The sequence below is a fragment of the Providencia sp. PROV272 genome, from assembly GCF_049901975.1.
Lineage (GTDB): Bacteria > Pseudomonadota > Gammaproteobacteria > Enterobacterales > Enterobacteriaceae > Providencia > Providencia stuartii.
In genome coordinates this window covers 2,268,903-2,284,603 of the sequence record NZ_CP096291.1, presented here as the reverse complement: position 1 = coordinate 2,284,603, position 15,701 = coordinate 2,268,903, and the positions used below count along the sequence as shown (strand labels likewise).

The window sequence follows — 15,701 nt, the reverse complement described above, 5'->3', positions numbered from 1 at the left end:
TAAAAAGGAATATTGTATTGAGATGTTAAGTTGAAAATGTGCGTTAGTCAGTTTTTATTTTCTTGGTTTTATTATTTTTTAGTGTGACTAAATAAGATGGGCAATACTAAACAATTGAATTAAAAATTAGCTATTTTCTTTCACATAAAGAAAAGAGAAGGGATGGTATGAAAATAAATAAACGAAAGATCATTTTTTATGTCGCTATTATTTTAATTATTGCAGCAGGTGGTTTTTATTATTGGAGTATGAATTCTAGCAGTTTACCCGCAGGTTTCGCTCAAAGTAATGGTCGTATAGAAGCAACCGAAATTGATATTGCAACCAAAACGGCAGGGCGGATCGATACTATTACGGTGAGAGAAGGTGATTTTGTCAAGGAAGGTCAGGTTCTTGCCAAAATGGATACCAGAGCACTGCAAGAACAGCTTCACGAAGTACAAGCTCAATTACGTCAAGCAATTAGTAATGTATCAACAGCAGAATCAGGTTTAGTGCAACGTGAAAGTGAAAAGTTAGCCGCACAAGCGGTTGTTCGTCAACGTGAAGCAGAACTTGATGCGGCACAGAAACGACTTAACCGTTCTCGTGCATTAGTAAGAACCAAAGCGGTTTCTCAACAACAGGTTGATGATGACACCGCACAGGTACAAGGCGCAAAAGCCGCGCTGCAAGCGGCTAAAGCTCAGGTTGCAGCCTCTCTTGCGGCAATTGATTCTGCAAAAGCGGGCGTTGTTCAAGCAAAAACGCGCGTTGATGCAGCGACTGCAACTGAAAGACGTATTATTGCTGATTTAGATGATAGTGTGCTTAAAGCGCCGCGTAACGGTCGTATTCAATACCGTGTTGCTGAACCTGGTGAAGTATTAGGGGCCGGTGGTCGAGTATTAAATATGGTTGACCTCAGCGATGTTTATATGACCTTCTTTTTACCTACAGAAGATGCTGGAAAAGTGGCATTAGGCAGTGATGTGCATATTGTCTTAGATGCAGCCCCTAATATTGTGATACCTGCGAAAGCGACTTTCGTTGCCAGTGTTGCACAATTCACACCAAAAACCGTTGAAACGCAAAACGAACGTTTGAAATTAATGTTCCGTGTTCGCGCACGAATTTCACCAGAGCTACTGGAAAAGAACCTCGAATATGTCAAAACTGGTTTACCTGGCAAAGCTTATGTTCGTTTAGATCCTAATGCCCAATGGCCAACTGACCTTGAGGTGAGATTACCACAATGACCCATAATTTGATGGATGATGTGATAGTAGATTTAAGCCATGTCAGCCAACATTACGGTGATAATTGTGCGTTGGATGACATTACTTTATCAATTCCAGCAAGGAAAATGGTTGGTTTAATTGGCCCTGATGGTGTGGGGAAATCAAGCCTAATTTCATTGATTGCCGGTGCAAGAGAGATCCAGCAAGGGAAAGTTATCGTTCTTGGCGGTGATATGGCAGATAAAGAACATCGCCGAGAAGTCTGCCCTAAAATTGCTTATATGCCCCAAGGATTAGGGAAAAACTTATACCACACGCTTTCAGTCTATGAAAACGTCGATTTCTTTGGGCGTCTATTTGGGCAATCCAAAGAAGAGCGCCAGTATCGTATCGACGATTTACTCGAAAGCACGGGGTTGGCTCCATTCAAAGATAGGCCCGCAGGGAAGCTTTCAGGGGGGATGAAACAGAAACTGGGGCTTTGTTGTGCGCTAATTCATGACCCTGATTTACTGATCCTTGATGAACCAACCACAGGGGTTGACCCATTGTCACGGGCACAATTTTGGGATTTGATCGAACGTATTCGCGAACGACAAACCAATATGAGTGTGTTGGTGGCCACTGCTTATATGGAAGAAGCGGAGCGTTTTGATTGGCTGGTTGCGATGGATGATGGCAAGGTCATGGCAACAGGACATGCCTCTGAACTGAAAGCACAAACACAGTGCGATGATCTTGAAGCTGCATTTATTGCGTTACTGCCAGAAGAGAAGCGTAGCGGTCATAAAAAAGTGGTTATCCCGCCTCGTGATACCTCAGACGATGATGTGATAGCGATTGAAGCGCAAGATCTAACCATGCGTTTTGGTCAATTTGTGGCGGTCGACCATGTTAATTTTAAAATACCGAAAGGTGAAATATTTGGCTTTTTGGGATCTAACGGATGCGGTAAGTCCACAACGATGAAGATGTTGACTGGGCTATTGCAAGCGAGCGAAGGGCAAGCATGGTTATTTGGGCAAGAAATTGACCCAAAAGATATTGAAACGCGCAAACGCGTTGGTTATATGTCACAAGCATTTTCCCTCTATAGCGAATTGAGTGTCGAACAAAACTTAGTTTTGCACGCTAAGCTATTTCATATCGCGGAAGATCAAATTAAGCAGTGCATTGATGAGATGTGCCAGCGTTTTGATTTAGATGATGTGCGAGATACGATGCCCGATGATTTACCGTTAGGTATTCGTCAACGCTTATCGCTAGCCGTTGCCGTTATTCATCGCCCCGAAATGTTGATCCTTGATGAGCCTACATCAGGGGTAGACCCTGTGGCGCGAGACATGTTCTGGAATTTAATGGTTGACCTTTCAAGGCGTGACGGTGTCACTATTTTTATTTCTACCCACTTTATGAATGAAGCGGAGCGCTGTGACCGTATTTCCTTGATGCATGCAGGGAAGGTACTTGATTGTGATACTCCTGATAATCTGATCAAAAAGCGCGGATTAGACACGCTGGAAGCCACTTTTATCGCCTATCTACAAGATGCTGTGGGAGAAGCCGGAGCGACCAAGGATACAGCCCCTGAATTTCATGTTGACCCTGAGCTTAAAAAACAGACGGATGAAGCGCTGAAAAGCCGTTTCAGTTTCCGTCGATTATTTAGTTATAGTATTCGGGAAGGGATGGAGTTACGGCGCGACCCAGTACGTTCGACACTCGCACTACTGGGTACGGTGATCCTCATGTTTATCATGGGCTATGGGATCAGTATGGATGTGGAAAATTTACGTTTTGCAGTACTTGACCGTGACCAGACAGGTTTAAGCCAAGGTTATACCCTAAATTTGGCAGGCTCTCGCTATTTTATCGAGCAGCCTCCCATTAAGGATTATGATGAACTGGAAACCGCGCTGCGTAGCGGTAAAGTATCTGTCGCCATTGAAATTCCCCCTAATTTTGCGCGTGATGTAGCAAAAGGGCATGCGGTGAAAATTGGCGTATGGGTTGATGGCGCAATGCCTAATCGTGCTGAAACTGTTCGTGGTTATGTACAAGCGATGCATCTCGCTTGGTTAAGCACCATGGCTGCTAAGCAACCTGTTGGTGTGGCGGGAATGCCTGTCATCGACATTCAAACCCGTTATCGCTATAACCCCGATGTAAAAAGTTTACCTGCGATTGTTCCCGCAGTGATTCCTCTGTTGCTGATGATGATCCCAGCGATGTTAAGTGCACTCAGTGTGGTTCGCGAAAAAGAGCTAGGATCAATGATTAACCTTTATGTAACCCCGATCACCAAATTGGAGTTTTTATTAGGTAAACAGCTTCCTTATATTTTATTAGGCATGTTTAACTTTGTGATGCTCTGCGCGTTGAGTGTATTTGTTTTTGGCGTTAGCTTTAAAGGGAGTTTTCTGACCTTAACACTTGCAGCTTTTCTCTATATTACTATCGCAACAGGAATGGGCTTGCTGATCTCTTGCTTTATGAAGAGTCAAATCGCCGCTATTTTTGGTACCGCAATTATTACACTGATCCCGGCTACTCAATTTTCAGGCATGATTGACCCTGTCTCTTCACTTGAAGGGATTGGTCGTTGGGTTGGTATGGTTTATCCAACATCGCACTTTTTGACAATAACACGCGGTACTTTCTCTAAAGGACTGAACTTGTTTGATTTGCAAGCGTCATTTATTCCGCTATTGATTACTATCCCTATCGTGATAGGCCTCAGTGTTATTTTCCTGAAAAAACAGGAGTCCTAACTGATGATACGTAAGTTACAAAACATATTTCATTTAGGTGTCAAAGAGCTGCGTAGTTTAGGGCGTGATAAGGCGATGATGGCGCTTATTGTTTTTGCTTTTACGGTGTCGATTTATTCATCGGCAACAGTGACGCCAGGCTCTTTGCATCACGCACCGATTGCGGTTGCTGATCAGGATAAATCACAGTTATCGAACCGTATTATCAATAGTTTTTATGCACCTTATTTTAAGACGCCGGCGGATGTAACTCCCGAACAGATTGATGGCCTTCTTGACCGAGGTACTTATACTTTTGCTTTAGATATTCCACCTAATTTTCAGAAGGATGTACTGGCCGGTCGCCATCCAGAAATCCAAGTGAATATTGATGCAACACGTATGAGCCAAGCGTTTTTAGGTAATAGCTACATTCAAAATATCACTTTAGGTGAAGTGAATGAGTTTCTTGCTAAGTACCGTAGTGATGCGAGTTTACCTGTAGATCTTGAAGTTCGTATGCGTTTTAACCCCAACTTAACGCAATCATGGTTTGGGTCGGTAATGGCAATCATTAATAACATTACTATGCTTTCGATAGTGTTAACGGGCGCTGCGCTAATTCGCGAACGAGAACACGGTACGGTTGAGCATTTAATGGTGATGCCACTAACTCCATTTGAAATCATGCTATCTAAGATTTGGTCAATGGGATTAGTGGTTTTGGTTGCCTCGGCAGTATCGCTTCTGTTGGTGGTTAAAACCTTGCTACAAGTGCCGATCGAGGGGTCTATACTGCTATTTATGTGTGGTGTGGCATTAAGCTTATTTGCGACCACATCAATTGGTATCTTTATGGGTACGCTAGCTCGTTCAATGCCTCAGTTTGGGCTATTGATGATCCTTGTTCTATTACCGTTAAATATGCTTTCAGGAGGTATGACCGCACGTGAAAGTATGCCTCAGTTAGTTCAAGACATTATGCTGACGATGCCGACAACACATTTTGTGAGCCTTGCACAAGCGATTCTATATCGAGGAGCAGGATTCCAGATCGTTTGGCCTCAGTTTATTGTCTTATTAATTATCGGTATCGTCTTCTTTTCATTCGCATTAATGCGGTTTCGTAAAACCATTGCAACCATGGCATAACACCTTGCTGTTGCAATTATGTCAAAAAACGCTTGCTGAATTGTTCAGTAAGCGTTGTAATGTAGTGCCTATCAATTCAAAAATTATTGCAAGGCTGTACCTATCAAATCGATAGTATTAACTGATTGGAAAAAAAGGCTGTAAACCAGTAACTTAATAATCAACCAAACAGGAGAACGTAAAATGTCTTTAATTAATACTCAAATCAAACCATTTAAAAATCAAGCTTTTAAAGACGGTAAGTTTATCGAAGTCACCGAAAAAGATGTGGCTGGAAAATGGAGTGTATTCTTCTTCTATCCAGCAGACTTTACTTTCGTTTGCCCAACTGAACTTGGTGACGTCGCTGACCATTACGAAGAATTCCAAAAAATGGGCGTTGAAATCTATTCAGTTTCAACTGATACCCACTTTACTCACAAAGCATGGCACGAAAGTTCAGAAACTATCGGTAAAATCAAATACACCATGATCGGTGACCCAACAGGTGAACTGACTCGTAATTTCGAAAATATGCGTGAAGCAGAAGGTTTGGCTGACCGTGGTACTTTCGTTGTTGACCCACAAGGTATCATCCAAGCTATCGAAATCACAGCAGAAGGCATTGGCCGTGATGCTTCTGATCTGCTACGTAAAGTTAAAGCTGCACAGTATGTTGCTAGCCACCCAGGCGAAGTATGCCCTGCTAAATGGAAAGAAGGTGAAGCAACTCTGTCTCCATCTTTAGATTTGGTTGGCAAAATCTAATCGAAAACTTTATTTCGAAAGTAGAAAGTAAAAACATACTGATGTTATCGGGTGCTATGCACCCGATTTTATGACCAAGGGGATCATATGCTCGATAACAATATGCAAGCGCAATTGAAAGCGTATTTAGAAAAATTGACTAAGAACCTATCCCAAAAGGAATTGTCAGATAATACATAATGATAATTTATGAGGGCAACGTATGGTAGGTAATAAGTGGCAAATCAGTGATGAACTCTGGGAGAAAATGGCTCCTCTCATCCCGGAGCATAGAACTCAACACCCGCTGGGTACGCACCGCAAGCGGGTTGATAATCGCGCTGCAATGAACGCCATTTTCTTCGTACTCAGGACGGGTTGCCAGTGGAATGCGCTAAATGCCACCGGTATATGCTCGTCAAGCTCTGCTCATCGCCGATTTCAGGAGTGGCGGGATGCTGGCGTATTTGAACGCTTCTGGCAAAACGGGTTGCTTGCTTGCGAACAGTTGGACGCTATTGACTGGTCGTGGCTGTCGATGGATGGTTGTATGACCAAATCACCGCTGGCAGGCTCAAAAAAACAGGCAAGAACCCAACAGACCGAGGGAAACGGGGCGTAAAGCGCAGTCTGATGACTGACGGGAACGGGCTTCCGCTTGCACTGGTTGTCGCTGGAGCAAATACGCACGACATAAAGCTGGTTGCGGATACGCTCGATGCCCTCCAGACGGGCAGACCGGGCAAGAGGCTCCGGTTGTGCATGGACAAAGGGTATGAAGCGGAATGGTTGGGAGCGTATCTGAAAAGTCGTCGCTATGAACCTCATATCCAGTCACGGAAGGATGAATCAGAAGCCATCAAAAACACGGATTTTAAGGCCCACCGCTGGGTTGTAGAGAGAACACACAGTTGGATGAATCGCTACCGTCGTGTCCTGACTCGTTGGGAGAAGAAGGTCGAGAATTATGAGGCAATGCTGCATCTTGCCTGTGCCATCATTGTCTGGAATAAAATCCTATTGGGATAGGTTCTAAACCTGTTGAGTTAGTCGCTAATTTAGATAGCAGTAATAAATCAAATGAAATAAAACAGCTTCTAAACCAAATTGCTGCGCTTTCAGACAAGATTACTGTTCGTGAAGTACAAGATAATACTCAAAGAGTACCATCATTTTTAATTACTAACCCTGGTGTTGATAGTGGATTGCGTTTTGCAGGTTCACCACTAGGCCATGAATTTACATCGCTTGTGCTTGCATTGTTGCAAATTGGTGGTCACCCATCTAAAGAAGCACAAGAGTTATTAGATCAAGTGAAGGCCCTTGAAGGGGAATTCCATTTTGAAACCTATTATTCATTATCGTGCCATAACTGCCCAGATGTTGTGCAAGCACTGAATTTAATGGCAGTATTAAATCCAAATGTCACACATACAGCGATTGATGGTGCGCTGTTTCAAAATGAAATTGAAGAACGTAATGTGATGGGGGTTCCCGCTGTTTTCTTAAATGGAAAAGAGTTCGGCCAAGGGCGCATGACATTAAGTGAGATCATTAATAAGGTTGACACGAATGCTGACGCGCGTGCCGCTAAAGCATTAACGGAACGTGAACCATTTGAAGTACTCATCATCGGTAGTGGACCTGCTGGGGCATCCGCAGCGGTTTATACTGCACGTAAAGGTATTCGCACTGGTGTGATCGGTGAGCGTTTTGGTGGCCAAGTTATGGATACCGTTGATATCGAAAACTACATTTCTGTACTCAAAACAGAAGGGGCGATATTTGCGGGAGCACTGAAGAACCACGTTGATGACTACAATGTTGATGTGATTGATGGTCAGTCAGTGACTAAGTTAATTCCAGCAACAGAAGAAGGTGGTTACCACCAAATCGAAACAGCTTCCGGCGGAGTAATGAAGTCACGGAGTATCATTATTGCGACAGGTGCCCGTTGGCGTAACATGGGAGTACCTGGGGAGCAAGAGTATCGCACGAAAGGCGTTACATTCTGCCCACACTGTGATGGTCCGTTGTTTAAAGGCAAACGCGTTGCTGTGATTGGTGGAGGTAACTCAGGTATTGAAGCGGCTATTGACTTAGCGGGTATTGTTGAACATGTGACAGTATTGGAATTCGCGCCTGAATTGAAGGCGGATTCAGTACTACAAGATAAAGCACGTAGCCTGAAAAATGTTGACATTATCGTTAATGCTCAAACATTGGAAGTGAAGGGCGATGGTAGCAAGATGACGGGTCTTGAATATAAAGACCGTACTGATGATAGTGTACATTTATTAGAAGTTGCAGGCGCATTTGTACAAATTGGCCTGTTGCCAAATACCAATTGGTTAGGTGATACCGTTGCACGTAACCGTATAGGCGAAATTGAGGTGGATGCACGTGGCGAAACAAATGTGAAAGGTGTGTTCGCTGCGGGTGACTGTACTACTGTACCTTATAAACAGATCATTATTTCAGCCGGTGAAGGTGCAAAAGCCGCACTTAGCGCATTTGACTACCTAATCCGCACCAGTACAACCTACTGAATAATTGTTAATTCAGTAGGTTGTACCCAAAGGCACTCGGGGCGAGTGCCTTTTTTTGTGCATATGATTAAGTCGTGCCGAGATTATTTTAACCGCCTTAGTGAGTGATATTTAAACTAAATCAGTCAGCAAAGATAAAGGAATGTATGCGAGTGAGATTCATTCCATGTACTTAAGGTAAATTTAAGGTTGAGACTATGCACTGATATTCGTTAATGATAAATGGAATTATTATGTTTGATGGCCTTGGTTATGTTATTGCGATCGGTGCGGTGATCTTAATTACTTTATGTATACAAACCAACGAAAGCGATATTAGCTTTTTAACGTGCATGGCTGAAATGCTCGGCGTGATAACCACCATTAAAAACGGCAGTCTGTTATTTATCCTGTCTAATTAGGGGGCACGCAAAGCGGCAAGCTCTTACAGGTGATAACAATCATGTGGGAAAGTGGGGATAGGCATTATTTTTGATTGGCTGACCGGCAAGCGTACACCTGCGTACAAGCTTACTGGTTAGATTTGAACTACGCTCAACAAAAGAAAACCAATCTTAAACGCAAGCAAAAACCCAAAAAAGAGGGCGATTACATCGAGGGTGCGGCAGAATTTAATATTACGTTGGCTGAGGGGCGAGCCAACCTTTACCCTGAAATACCCGTCACGGTAACTGGCTTTAAACCGACCATTGATTGTCACCAGTGGGGTGATTAGCCGAGTGACACACACCATTGATGGGAACGGGTTTATTGCCCATTTAGAACTGGAAATATCGCTAAAAGGAATAGAAATAATTGGATAGTTTATTTTACTAAGCTATCCAAATTTTAAATGAAAATGATATCTTCTGATTTAGCAAGGAAACATCTAGATTTATTTGTTAAATTTGATTTTTCGCTGTTACTTTCATTATTATTGGAATTGAGTATTTTAAAGCTTAACTCGAAAAGATGGGGCCTTTTATCAAATTTGTATCAAAAGACACTCGATTGCGAGTGTCTTTTGTACGAAATTATCATGCAAAATAGCTTATTCTCAAAGCAACATCCCAACAAGCCAAAGAATTATCGCAATCCGAACTAATGAATATCCTCGTGACTGCGGTAAATTAACTCTAATTGCGGATGACTCCATAAACTGGCGGGGGTCACTGTCGCACGCTCCCAAGGAATATGACCGATAAACCACAATTTCCAAAAGTTAAGTTTGGCTTCGGGGTTTTTACTTAATAAATCTTTAAAAGTTTCAATTTCACCTACGTTAATTGAAAGTGCTGACTGGTAAATATCAAATACAAATTTCGAGCAGAACTGGCGGGAAGAGTGATAATCAAAGCCAGTATGATAAAATTTATTAAGTCTTGAAGGAACTTCTGCAACTAAAGCTGCTTTTTGTTCATCCGTTAGGTGGTGAGTAAGTCGGCGAACACCATATCTTTGCCCAGCCGAACGTTGAATAAAGCGAGTCAAAGTCGTGACAGTTGATAGCGGTACTCGGCTTTCTGCTACTAAATAATCTTGCCCGTTATGACCAATTATCAAGCCAACATGATTGCTCCAACATAAAGAGGCTGACGCTATTTGGCGAAATAACGTAGTGCCAATACTTGTAAAGATAATATCGCCGACCTCGAGGTTTTTAGGGGGAGTATTATTTGTCATTATTCATACCTCTCAATAATTTTAACTCTGTTTGATAGTAATCCCTGATAAAGAGTAACAGCAATGAGAATACGGATTAAAATCGCGTATTAAATTAAATAATACGTTTTCGTTTAGGTTATATTGATTATAGGTTATGCAACTCAATTTATTTTATTGTTTGTAGGGCATGGCTCAATGCGATAATACTACGCGTAATCTCAGTTTCAGTATGTGCAGCATAACCGAATAAAATAGCGTTGTTTTCATGACTATTCATACAATAACGAGACAGTGGCTGTACACCAAAACCTAACTGATGGCAGGTAGAGAGTATAAACGGCAAACTAATTCCCGGCTTTAACCAACAAACAGCATGGATCCCTGAATCTGTTTGCTCAACGTTAAATACATGGGGCAAATAGGTGTTAATTGCACTAATTAATGCATTTTGGCGTGAATAGCAAACTTTTCGAACTTTACGCACATGGCGTGCATAATGCCCCTCTTGAATAAACTGTGCTAAAGCGGCTTGTTCTAAGTAACCTGAATGGCTATCACTGTAATATTTCATCATAGTAAAAGGCTCGATCAGAATTTTTGGCACAATTAAAAATCCTAAACGAAAACCCGGATACATCATTTTAGAAAAGGTGCCGGCATAAATAACACGTTGATGCGCATCAAGCCCTTGAAGTGCTTGAATAGGTTTAGATAAATAGCGAAATTCACTGTTGTAGTCATCTTCAAAAATCCATGCTTGATTCTTGTTTGCCCACTCTAATAGCGCTAATCGTTTTGTTAAACTCAAAGTCGTACCAAGAGGAAATTGATGGGAAGGGGCGGTGTAAACTAAGCAAGCGTCAGGGTAAGTTTGTGCGGCCATCGTAATATTCATTCCATCACTCTCAGAAGGAATTGGGCAAATATTGGCTCCACGAGCAGTTAAAATAGCTCGCGCACTATCATATCCAGGATCATCTAACCAGACTGAGCTACCTTGTTGTAATAATACGCTTGCGGTTAAATTAATTGCCTGCTGAGTACCATTTACAATAATAATTTGCTCTTCGCTGCAATTAACCCCACGCGTTGAGTGCACATAATCGACTAATATTCTTTTTAGTGGCGGATAACCTGCCGGATGATTGTAGTGAGGAATTTCTTGTTTTGATCTTCTCCAAATCCTTCCTAGTAATCTTCCCCATAAATCATGGGGAAACTGATCAACGCAACCAATGCCGATATTGAACATCTGTTTTTTATTCGTATTAGGCCGAGACGTTTTCCATAATGTCGTTAAATGACTCATCACGGGATTGAGATTAGGTGCAGAATATTGCTGTTTATCGAGAGGATCTGTCTTGGATGTTAATTTAACCAGCTCATCAGGTATGGTTGTAGAAACATAGGTGCCAGAGCCTTGACGAGTAACTAAATAACCCTCGTCGATTAATCGTTCAAAACCTGCAATGACTGAATTGCGAGATATCGACATCATTTCAGCAAAAGCACGACTCGAGGGCAGTTTGATCCCCGCAGATAATCGCCCATCAAGAATGGCATTTCTGATGGTGTGATAAACATTTTCTTTAATACAACCTGCTTCTAAGAGTAAATGAGGGAAGAGAGCTTGCGGTTTACGTTTCATTAGAAGTGGATCCTAAATAAATAGCAAAAGTGTATCTTATTTAGTACCAGATTGATATGTAATATAACGCCATTGTTTTATATGTCGAATCGTTAAAGGATATATCATGAATAACAATATGTTACCTGTTACTGTTGAGTTTGTGTCACCCGAGCATTATCCGCAATGGCTAGTTTATTGGTTGCAGTATCAAGAATTTTATAAAGTGGATTTAAGCGAAGAAATCACATTAAAAACATGGGAGCGTTTTTTCGATGAAAATGAGCCTATGTATTGCGCCGTTGCACTTGAAGGTGAAAAAGTGGTTGGTTTTGTCAATTACCTCTACCATCGCTCCACATGGGCGGAAAATAATTTCTGCTATTTGGAAGATTTATTTGTTTCGCCAGACGTAAGGGGGCGTCAGGTAGGAAAACATCTGATTGAATTCGTGCATGAACAAGCAAAAAAACAAGCTTGTGGACGTCTGTATTGGCATACGCAGGAAACCAATTTACGAGGGCAGCGCTTATATGATTGGGTTGCTGAAAAACCAGGTGTGATTGAATATAGAATGCCGTTGTAATCTTTTAGTGATTTATTCATGAGATAGGTTACATACCCACTCATCATCCGAAGATTTTTTATCCTACTTGTGATCTCTTGGCGATTTCTGCCATCCCCACTGTTTTTGCGAGCGGTGGGGCTTTTATCTCCTTTGCTATGCTCATTGTTTTAATTTCAGACAAAGTTCAAAGTAGCTTTTTGTTAAGTTATATCCGACTGTTATTGAAAAATAACAGTAAACAATCACTACATGTGATATTCAAAGGAAAACACCTTGTTGACACCCGTCAACGAAGTAACTACAGTACGGATACAGGAGGGAAATGAAGAGACATCCAAACAAACACATTCAATCAGCGATTGAATATGCTGTCTCTAAAGGCTGGGTTTTGGTATCAGCGGGTCATAGTTCGCATGCCTTTTGCCGTTTACGCTGTGGTGACGCGAATGATGCACATCAAAACCATCAAATGAGCGTGTGGTCCACACCAAGCCGTCCTGAGGATCATGCTAAACAGATCAAACGGAAAGTTGATAGTTGTTATCGGTCTGGAAATTAATTTAAGGCGGCATTGCCGCCTGTTTCAAGCGAATAATCTAGGGGATGAGAAAGGTCACCTAGAACGGTATAGATAATAAAATGGTCTCAGTTAAAGGTATCTATTAACGAATCCATTAATGTATGGCGAGTATCAAGGAGAAGACAGTGTCACTATACAATTTCACGTTGGTGCTTTCAGGTGTTAATGCTGATACCCCAGGACTCGAAGATGCGCTGTATGAAAGTGGTTGCGGTGATGCGCTAATCTGTTTTTATGGTAAATCGGTCTATCTAGAATTTGATAGAGAGGCTAAATCATTAGATGATGCAATTGAGTCAGCTATCCATCATGTTGAAACATCTGGGTTAGGGGCAAGAGTAGAATCGGTTGATTCAGTGCTCGTCGGCTTGAGTGATATTGCTGATTTAACACATCTATCAAGGCAAGCGGTTGCAATGCTGAAAGATGGTAAGCGGGGTGCAGGGGATTTTCCAAACCCAATACAGCGTATTAAAGGCCAATCCCCTTTATGGGATTGGGCTGAGGTTGCTAATTGGTTACAAATTAATGGCAGGTTAAATCACCATCCTGAATTAGTGACGAATGCGAAGGCATTAAGTAAATGGAACTTGGCATTACGATCAAGTGTATGTGATGATTTGCTTGAAGTTGAAGCGATAACGAAAAAAATCGTCGATAATAGGCAAAAAAGAGCAGCATACGCCGATAAAACGAATGTTAAATAACCAATCTTAAAATACTCCCTTATTGACATAAGGGGGTAACTTTAATGCTCATGATATCTAAGCCGCCAGCTACAACTCGAATACTCAATGCTTGTGGTAGCAGGGAAGCCAATTTTCTTGGTTCAATGTTAGAGTGAGTAAGGAATGTTTTAAGTTGCTAGTTGTTTACGTACTTCCATAAGCGCAAAACCTAATAAATTGAGCCCTTTCCAAGTGAGAGGGTTCTCGATATTTTCACTATCTTCAGCAAGGCCGATCCCCCATATTTTATCAACAGGGCTTGCCTCCACTAATATTCTTTCATTGGTATTTAATAAAAATGTTTTTAACTCTTCATTTTGTGAAAACTTAGCAAGATTTGCTGCGACAACAATATTAAATCTATGCTCATCCCATATGCTCTGTTGAAAGCCTCGTACCTCTCTACCGAATGCTTTTGCAGCGCCAGGATTTGGGGCATGGATAATTTTCTCGAAACTTTCATTGTCATCAAATAATCGTGCTTTTTCTGCCATCATAAAATGTTCAGCACTGGCAAAGCGATTGCCTTCAACCATAAAAGTAGCTGGATACCATTGGCTCAGGCAACTCTTGGTAACTTGTTTTTGTTTTGATTGATGACCCCAGAAAAAGAGGTATTTCAATTTTTTACCTGTTCGGTATTGTTTGCAAAGGGTTTGGATATCCATAATAAATTGTTCTAATAAATTTCTATTGGGGTAGCGTATCGATAAATTCTTCGAAATACCATAAGAAAGACCTGTAGTTATAGCTTAAATAGATTGATTAAAAAGTAACTGGCAAGTGTTGAAAATTAAATAAAACGTGAGGCATCAGACATTTTTTATAAATGATATAAAAAGTCGCATTTTCACGCGTGAATAGAGCCATTTTTACCTAACTATTACATTTTGTTAACGATACAGTAAGCCCTCTTATTGGGTAAGGTTATTAACGAAAGTAAAGTATAAAAATATGGAACAAATATTGTTAGTTTTATGGCCTTTATTTGCACTGATAGCAATGGGTTTTATATTACGTCGTTCATCGCTGTTTTCGGTTGATTTTTGGCCTAGCGCTGAAAAACTGAACTATTTTATTTTGTTTCCTGCTTTATTGATTAACAGTTTAGCGAGTGCCCCACTTGATAGCCCTAAACTGCCTTATCTCGCGGGTGCGATATTTTTTGTGCTTATTATTAGCAGTGTATTAGTTCTAATTTTTAAATTACTTTTTAAAATGCCAATACCACGGTTTGGTGCTCATATTCAAGGTATTACCCGCTTTAATACTTATTTAGGGCTTGCAATTATAGCCGATTTATTTGGTACTGATGGCATAGCGATTGCTGCCGTCATTATGGCGATACTGGTGCCAAGTTGTAATGTTATTGCGGTCTTAGCATTAACCACTGGCTCTAAAGTTTCTATCAAACAGTTATTTTTACCGATCATTAAAAACCCGTTAATCCTCTCTTGTATTATTGGTAGTTTGAAACCGCGTTATTTGTGATTTTCTTTGCAATACCGACGGCGCCGACGGCTTATATTTTAACTCGTCAACTAAATGGTGATAGTCAGCTTATGGCAGGCATCATCACTTTGCAGACCGTAATTGCTGTCGTGACATTACCATTCATTCTTACCCAGATAATACATTAACTCATTGCTGCTATCGTTATTTAGCTTAAGTGAGATAATGGGTTTGAAGAGAATCGCTTTGTTAAAATATGGGGTTAATTTTGGGGATAAAATGGTTGTAGGAATAACGCATTATGACAGTTTTAGATAAAATATGTCTAATGGCTATATCTACATTCAAAATTCTGTTTATTGAGAACGCTAATGCCATTTTGTATTAATCAACAACCCCAAATAAACCAAACACTCTCCATTCCCAGTTCACGCGCGATAGAGGCTATTTTTAGTTCACCCGAGAAGCTCACAACCAAAGAATCTGAGTTGATGGGGATAAAAATTAAAGGTATTAAAAATAATACGCTATTTGTCGTTGAAAGTAATACTGGGCAGCCATTAAGCCTCAGCAAAGCTGAATTTCAATGGCTTTTTGAAACCAAGGTTGTAAGGCGTTTACAACCTGAAAAGACGAATTTTTTATCCCCAACGCAAATGTATAAAGGCTTGTTTGAATAATATTAAAGACATACACTGCTGCTTG

12 protein-coding genes and 3 pseudogenes are annotated in these 15,701 nt (G+C 41.1%); 12 read left to right on the top strand and 3 right to left on the bottom strand.

Annotated elements, in window-relative coordinates; all coding sequences use genetic code 11:
- Positions 1-167 precede the first annotated feature (167 nt).
- From M1E93_RS10415 to M1E93_RS10385, 7 genes and pseudogenes are all read left to right on the top strand, one after another.
- Positions 168-1,238: an HlyD family secretion protein gene (locus tag M1E93_RS10415; protein WP_004919603.1), complete on the top strand. Its 1,071-nt coding sequence runs from the start codon at positions 168-170 to the stop codon at positions 1,236-1,238.
- Positions 1,235-3,991 carry a ribosome-associated ATPase/putative transporter RbbA gene (gene rbbA, locus M1E93_RS10410; protein WP_426206870.1) on the top strand — a complete coding sequence of 919 codons (2,757 nt, stop codon included), beginning with the start codon at positions 1,235-1,237 and terminating at the stop codon, positions 3,989-3,991. Before M1E93_RS10415 ends, rbbA begins: the two co-directional genes overlap by 4 nt.
- A gap of 6 nt (positions 3,992-3,997) precedes the next feature.
- On the top strand, positions 3,998-5,122 hold the full coding sequence (locus tag M1E93_RS10405; protein ID WP_169342274.1) for an ABC transporter permease: 1,125 nt from the start codon (positions 3,998-4,000) through the stop codon (positions 5,120-5,122).
- A gap of 183 nt (positions 5,123-5,305) precedes the next feature.
- Positions 5,306-5,869, top strand: coding sequence for an alkyl hydroperoxide reductase subunit C (gene ahpC / locus M1E93_RS10400; protein WP_004919611.1), 564 nt, complete (start codon positions 5,306-5,308; stop codon positions 5,867-5,869).
- A gap of 202 nt (positions 5,870-6,071) precedes the next feature.
- Positions 6,072-6,877: pseudogene (locus M1E93_RS10395) on the top strand (IS5 family transposase).
- Positions 6,868-8,397, top strand: coding sequence for an alkyl hydroperoxide reductase subunit F (ahpF, locus tag M1E93_RS10390; protein WP_426207285.1), 1,530 nt, complete (start codon positions 6,868-6,870; stop codon positions 8,395-8,397). Before M1E93_RS10395 ends, ahpF begins: the two are co-directional and overlap by 10 nt.
- Before the next feature lie 296 nt (positions 8,398-8,693).
- A pseudogene (locus M1E93_RS10385) lies at positions 8,694-9,200 on the top strand (phage late control D family protein); the annotation flags it as partial.
- A gap of 277 nt (positions 9,201-9,477) precedes the next feature.
- Here M1E93_RS10385 and M1E93_RS10380 read toward each other — a convergent pair.
- Together M1E93_RS10380 and M1E93_RS10375 are read right to left on the bottom strand one after the other, a co-directional pair.
- Positions 9,478-10,059 (bottom strand): YebB family permuted papain-like enzyme, encoded by a 582-nt coding sequence (locus tag M1E93_RS10380; protein ID WP_004919702.1) that lies wholly within the window; start codon positions 10,057-10,059, stop codon positions 9,478-9,480.
- Positions 10,060-10,207: 148 nt separating this feature from the next.
- Positions 10,208-11,689, bottom strand: a complete 1,482-nt coding sequence (locus tag M1E93_RS10375; RefSeq protein WP_169342268.1) for a PLP-dependent aminotransferase family protein — start codon at positions 11,687-11,689, stop codon at positions 10,208-10,210.
- Positions 11,690-11,795: 106 nt separating this feature from the next.
- On the opposite strand from M1E93_RS10375, the gene M1E93_RS10370 reads away from it, so the two are divergent.
- The 3 genes from M1E93_RS10370 (at position 11,796) to M1E93_RS10360 (ending at position 13,523) form a co-directional block, all read left to right on the top strand.
- Positions 11,796-12,254: a GNAT family N-acetyltransferase gene (locus M1E93_RS10370; RefSeq protein ID WP_004919706.1), complete on the top strand. Its 459-nt coding sequence runs from the start codon at positions 11,796-11,798 to the stop codon at positions 12,252-12,254.
- 304 nt (positions 12,255-12,558) lie between these two features.
- The gene (locus M1E93_RS10365) at positions 12,559-12,795 is read left to right on the top strand and encodes a hypothetical protein (RefSeq protein WP_004919708.1); all 237 of its coding nucleotides are present in this window, start codon (positions 12,559-12,561) and stop codon (positions 12,793-12,795) included.
- A 146-nt stretch (positions 12,796-12,941) separates the two neighbouring features.
- On the top strand, positions 12,942-13,523 hold the full coding sequence (locus tag M1E93_RS10360; RefSeq protein WP_014658333.1) for a helix-turn-helix transcriptional regulator: 582 nt from the start codon (positions 12,942-12,944) through the stop codon (positions 13,521-13,523).
- A gap of 149 nt (positions 13,524-13,672) precedes the next feature.
- Here M1E93_RS10360 and M1E93_RS10355 read toward each other — a convergent pair whose 3' ends face one another.
- Positions 13,673-14,212 (bottom strand): NADAR family protein, encoded by a 540-nt coding sequence (locus tag M1E93_RS10355; protein WP_004919711.1) that lies wholly within the window; start codon positions 14,210-14,212, stop codon positions 13,673-13,675.
- 286 nt (positions 14,213-14,498) lie between these two features.
- Here M1E93_RS10355 and M1E93_RS10350 point away from each other — a divergent pair.
- Both M1E93_RS10350 and M1E93_RS10345 read left to right on the top strand, forming a co-directional pair.
- A pseudogene (locus tag M1E93_RS10350) lies at positions 14,499-15,184 on the top strand (AEC family transporter).
- A gap of 183 nt (positions 15,185-15,367) precedes the next feature.
- Entirely contained in the window at positions 15,368-15,676 is a 309-nt protein-coding gene (locus M1E93_RS10345) for a hypothetical protein (RefSeq protein ID WP_036940200.1), read from the top strand.
- Positions 15,677-15,701: the final 25 nt, after the last annotated feature.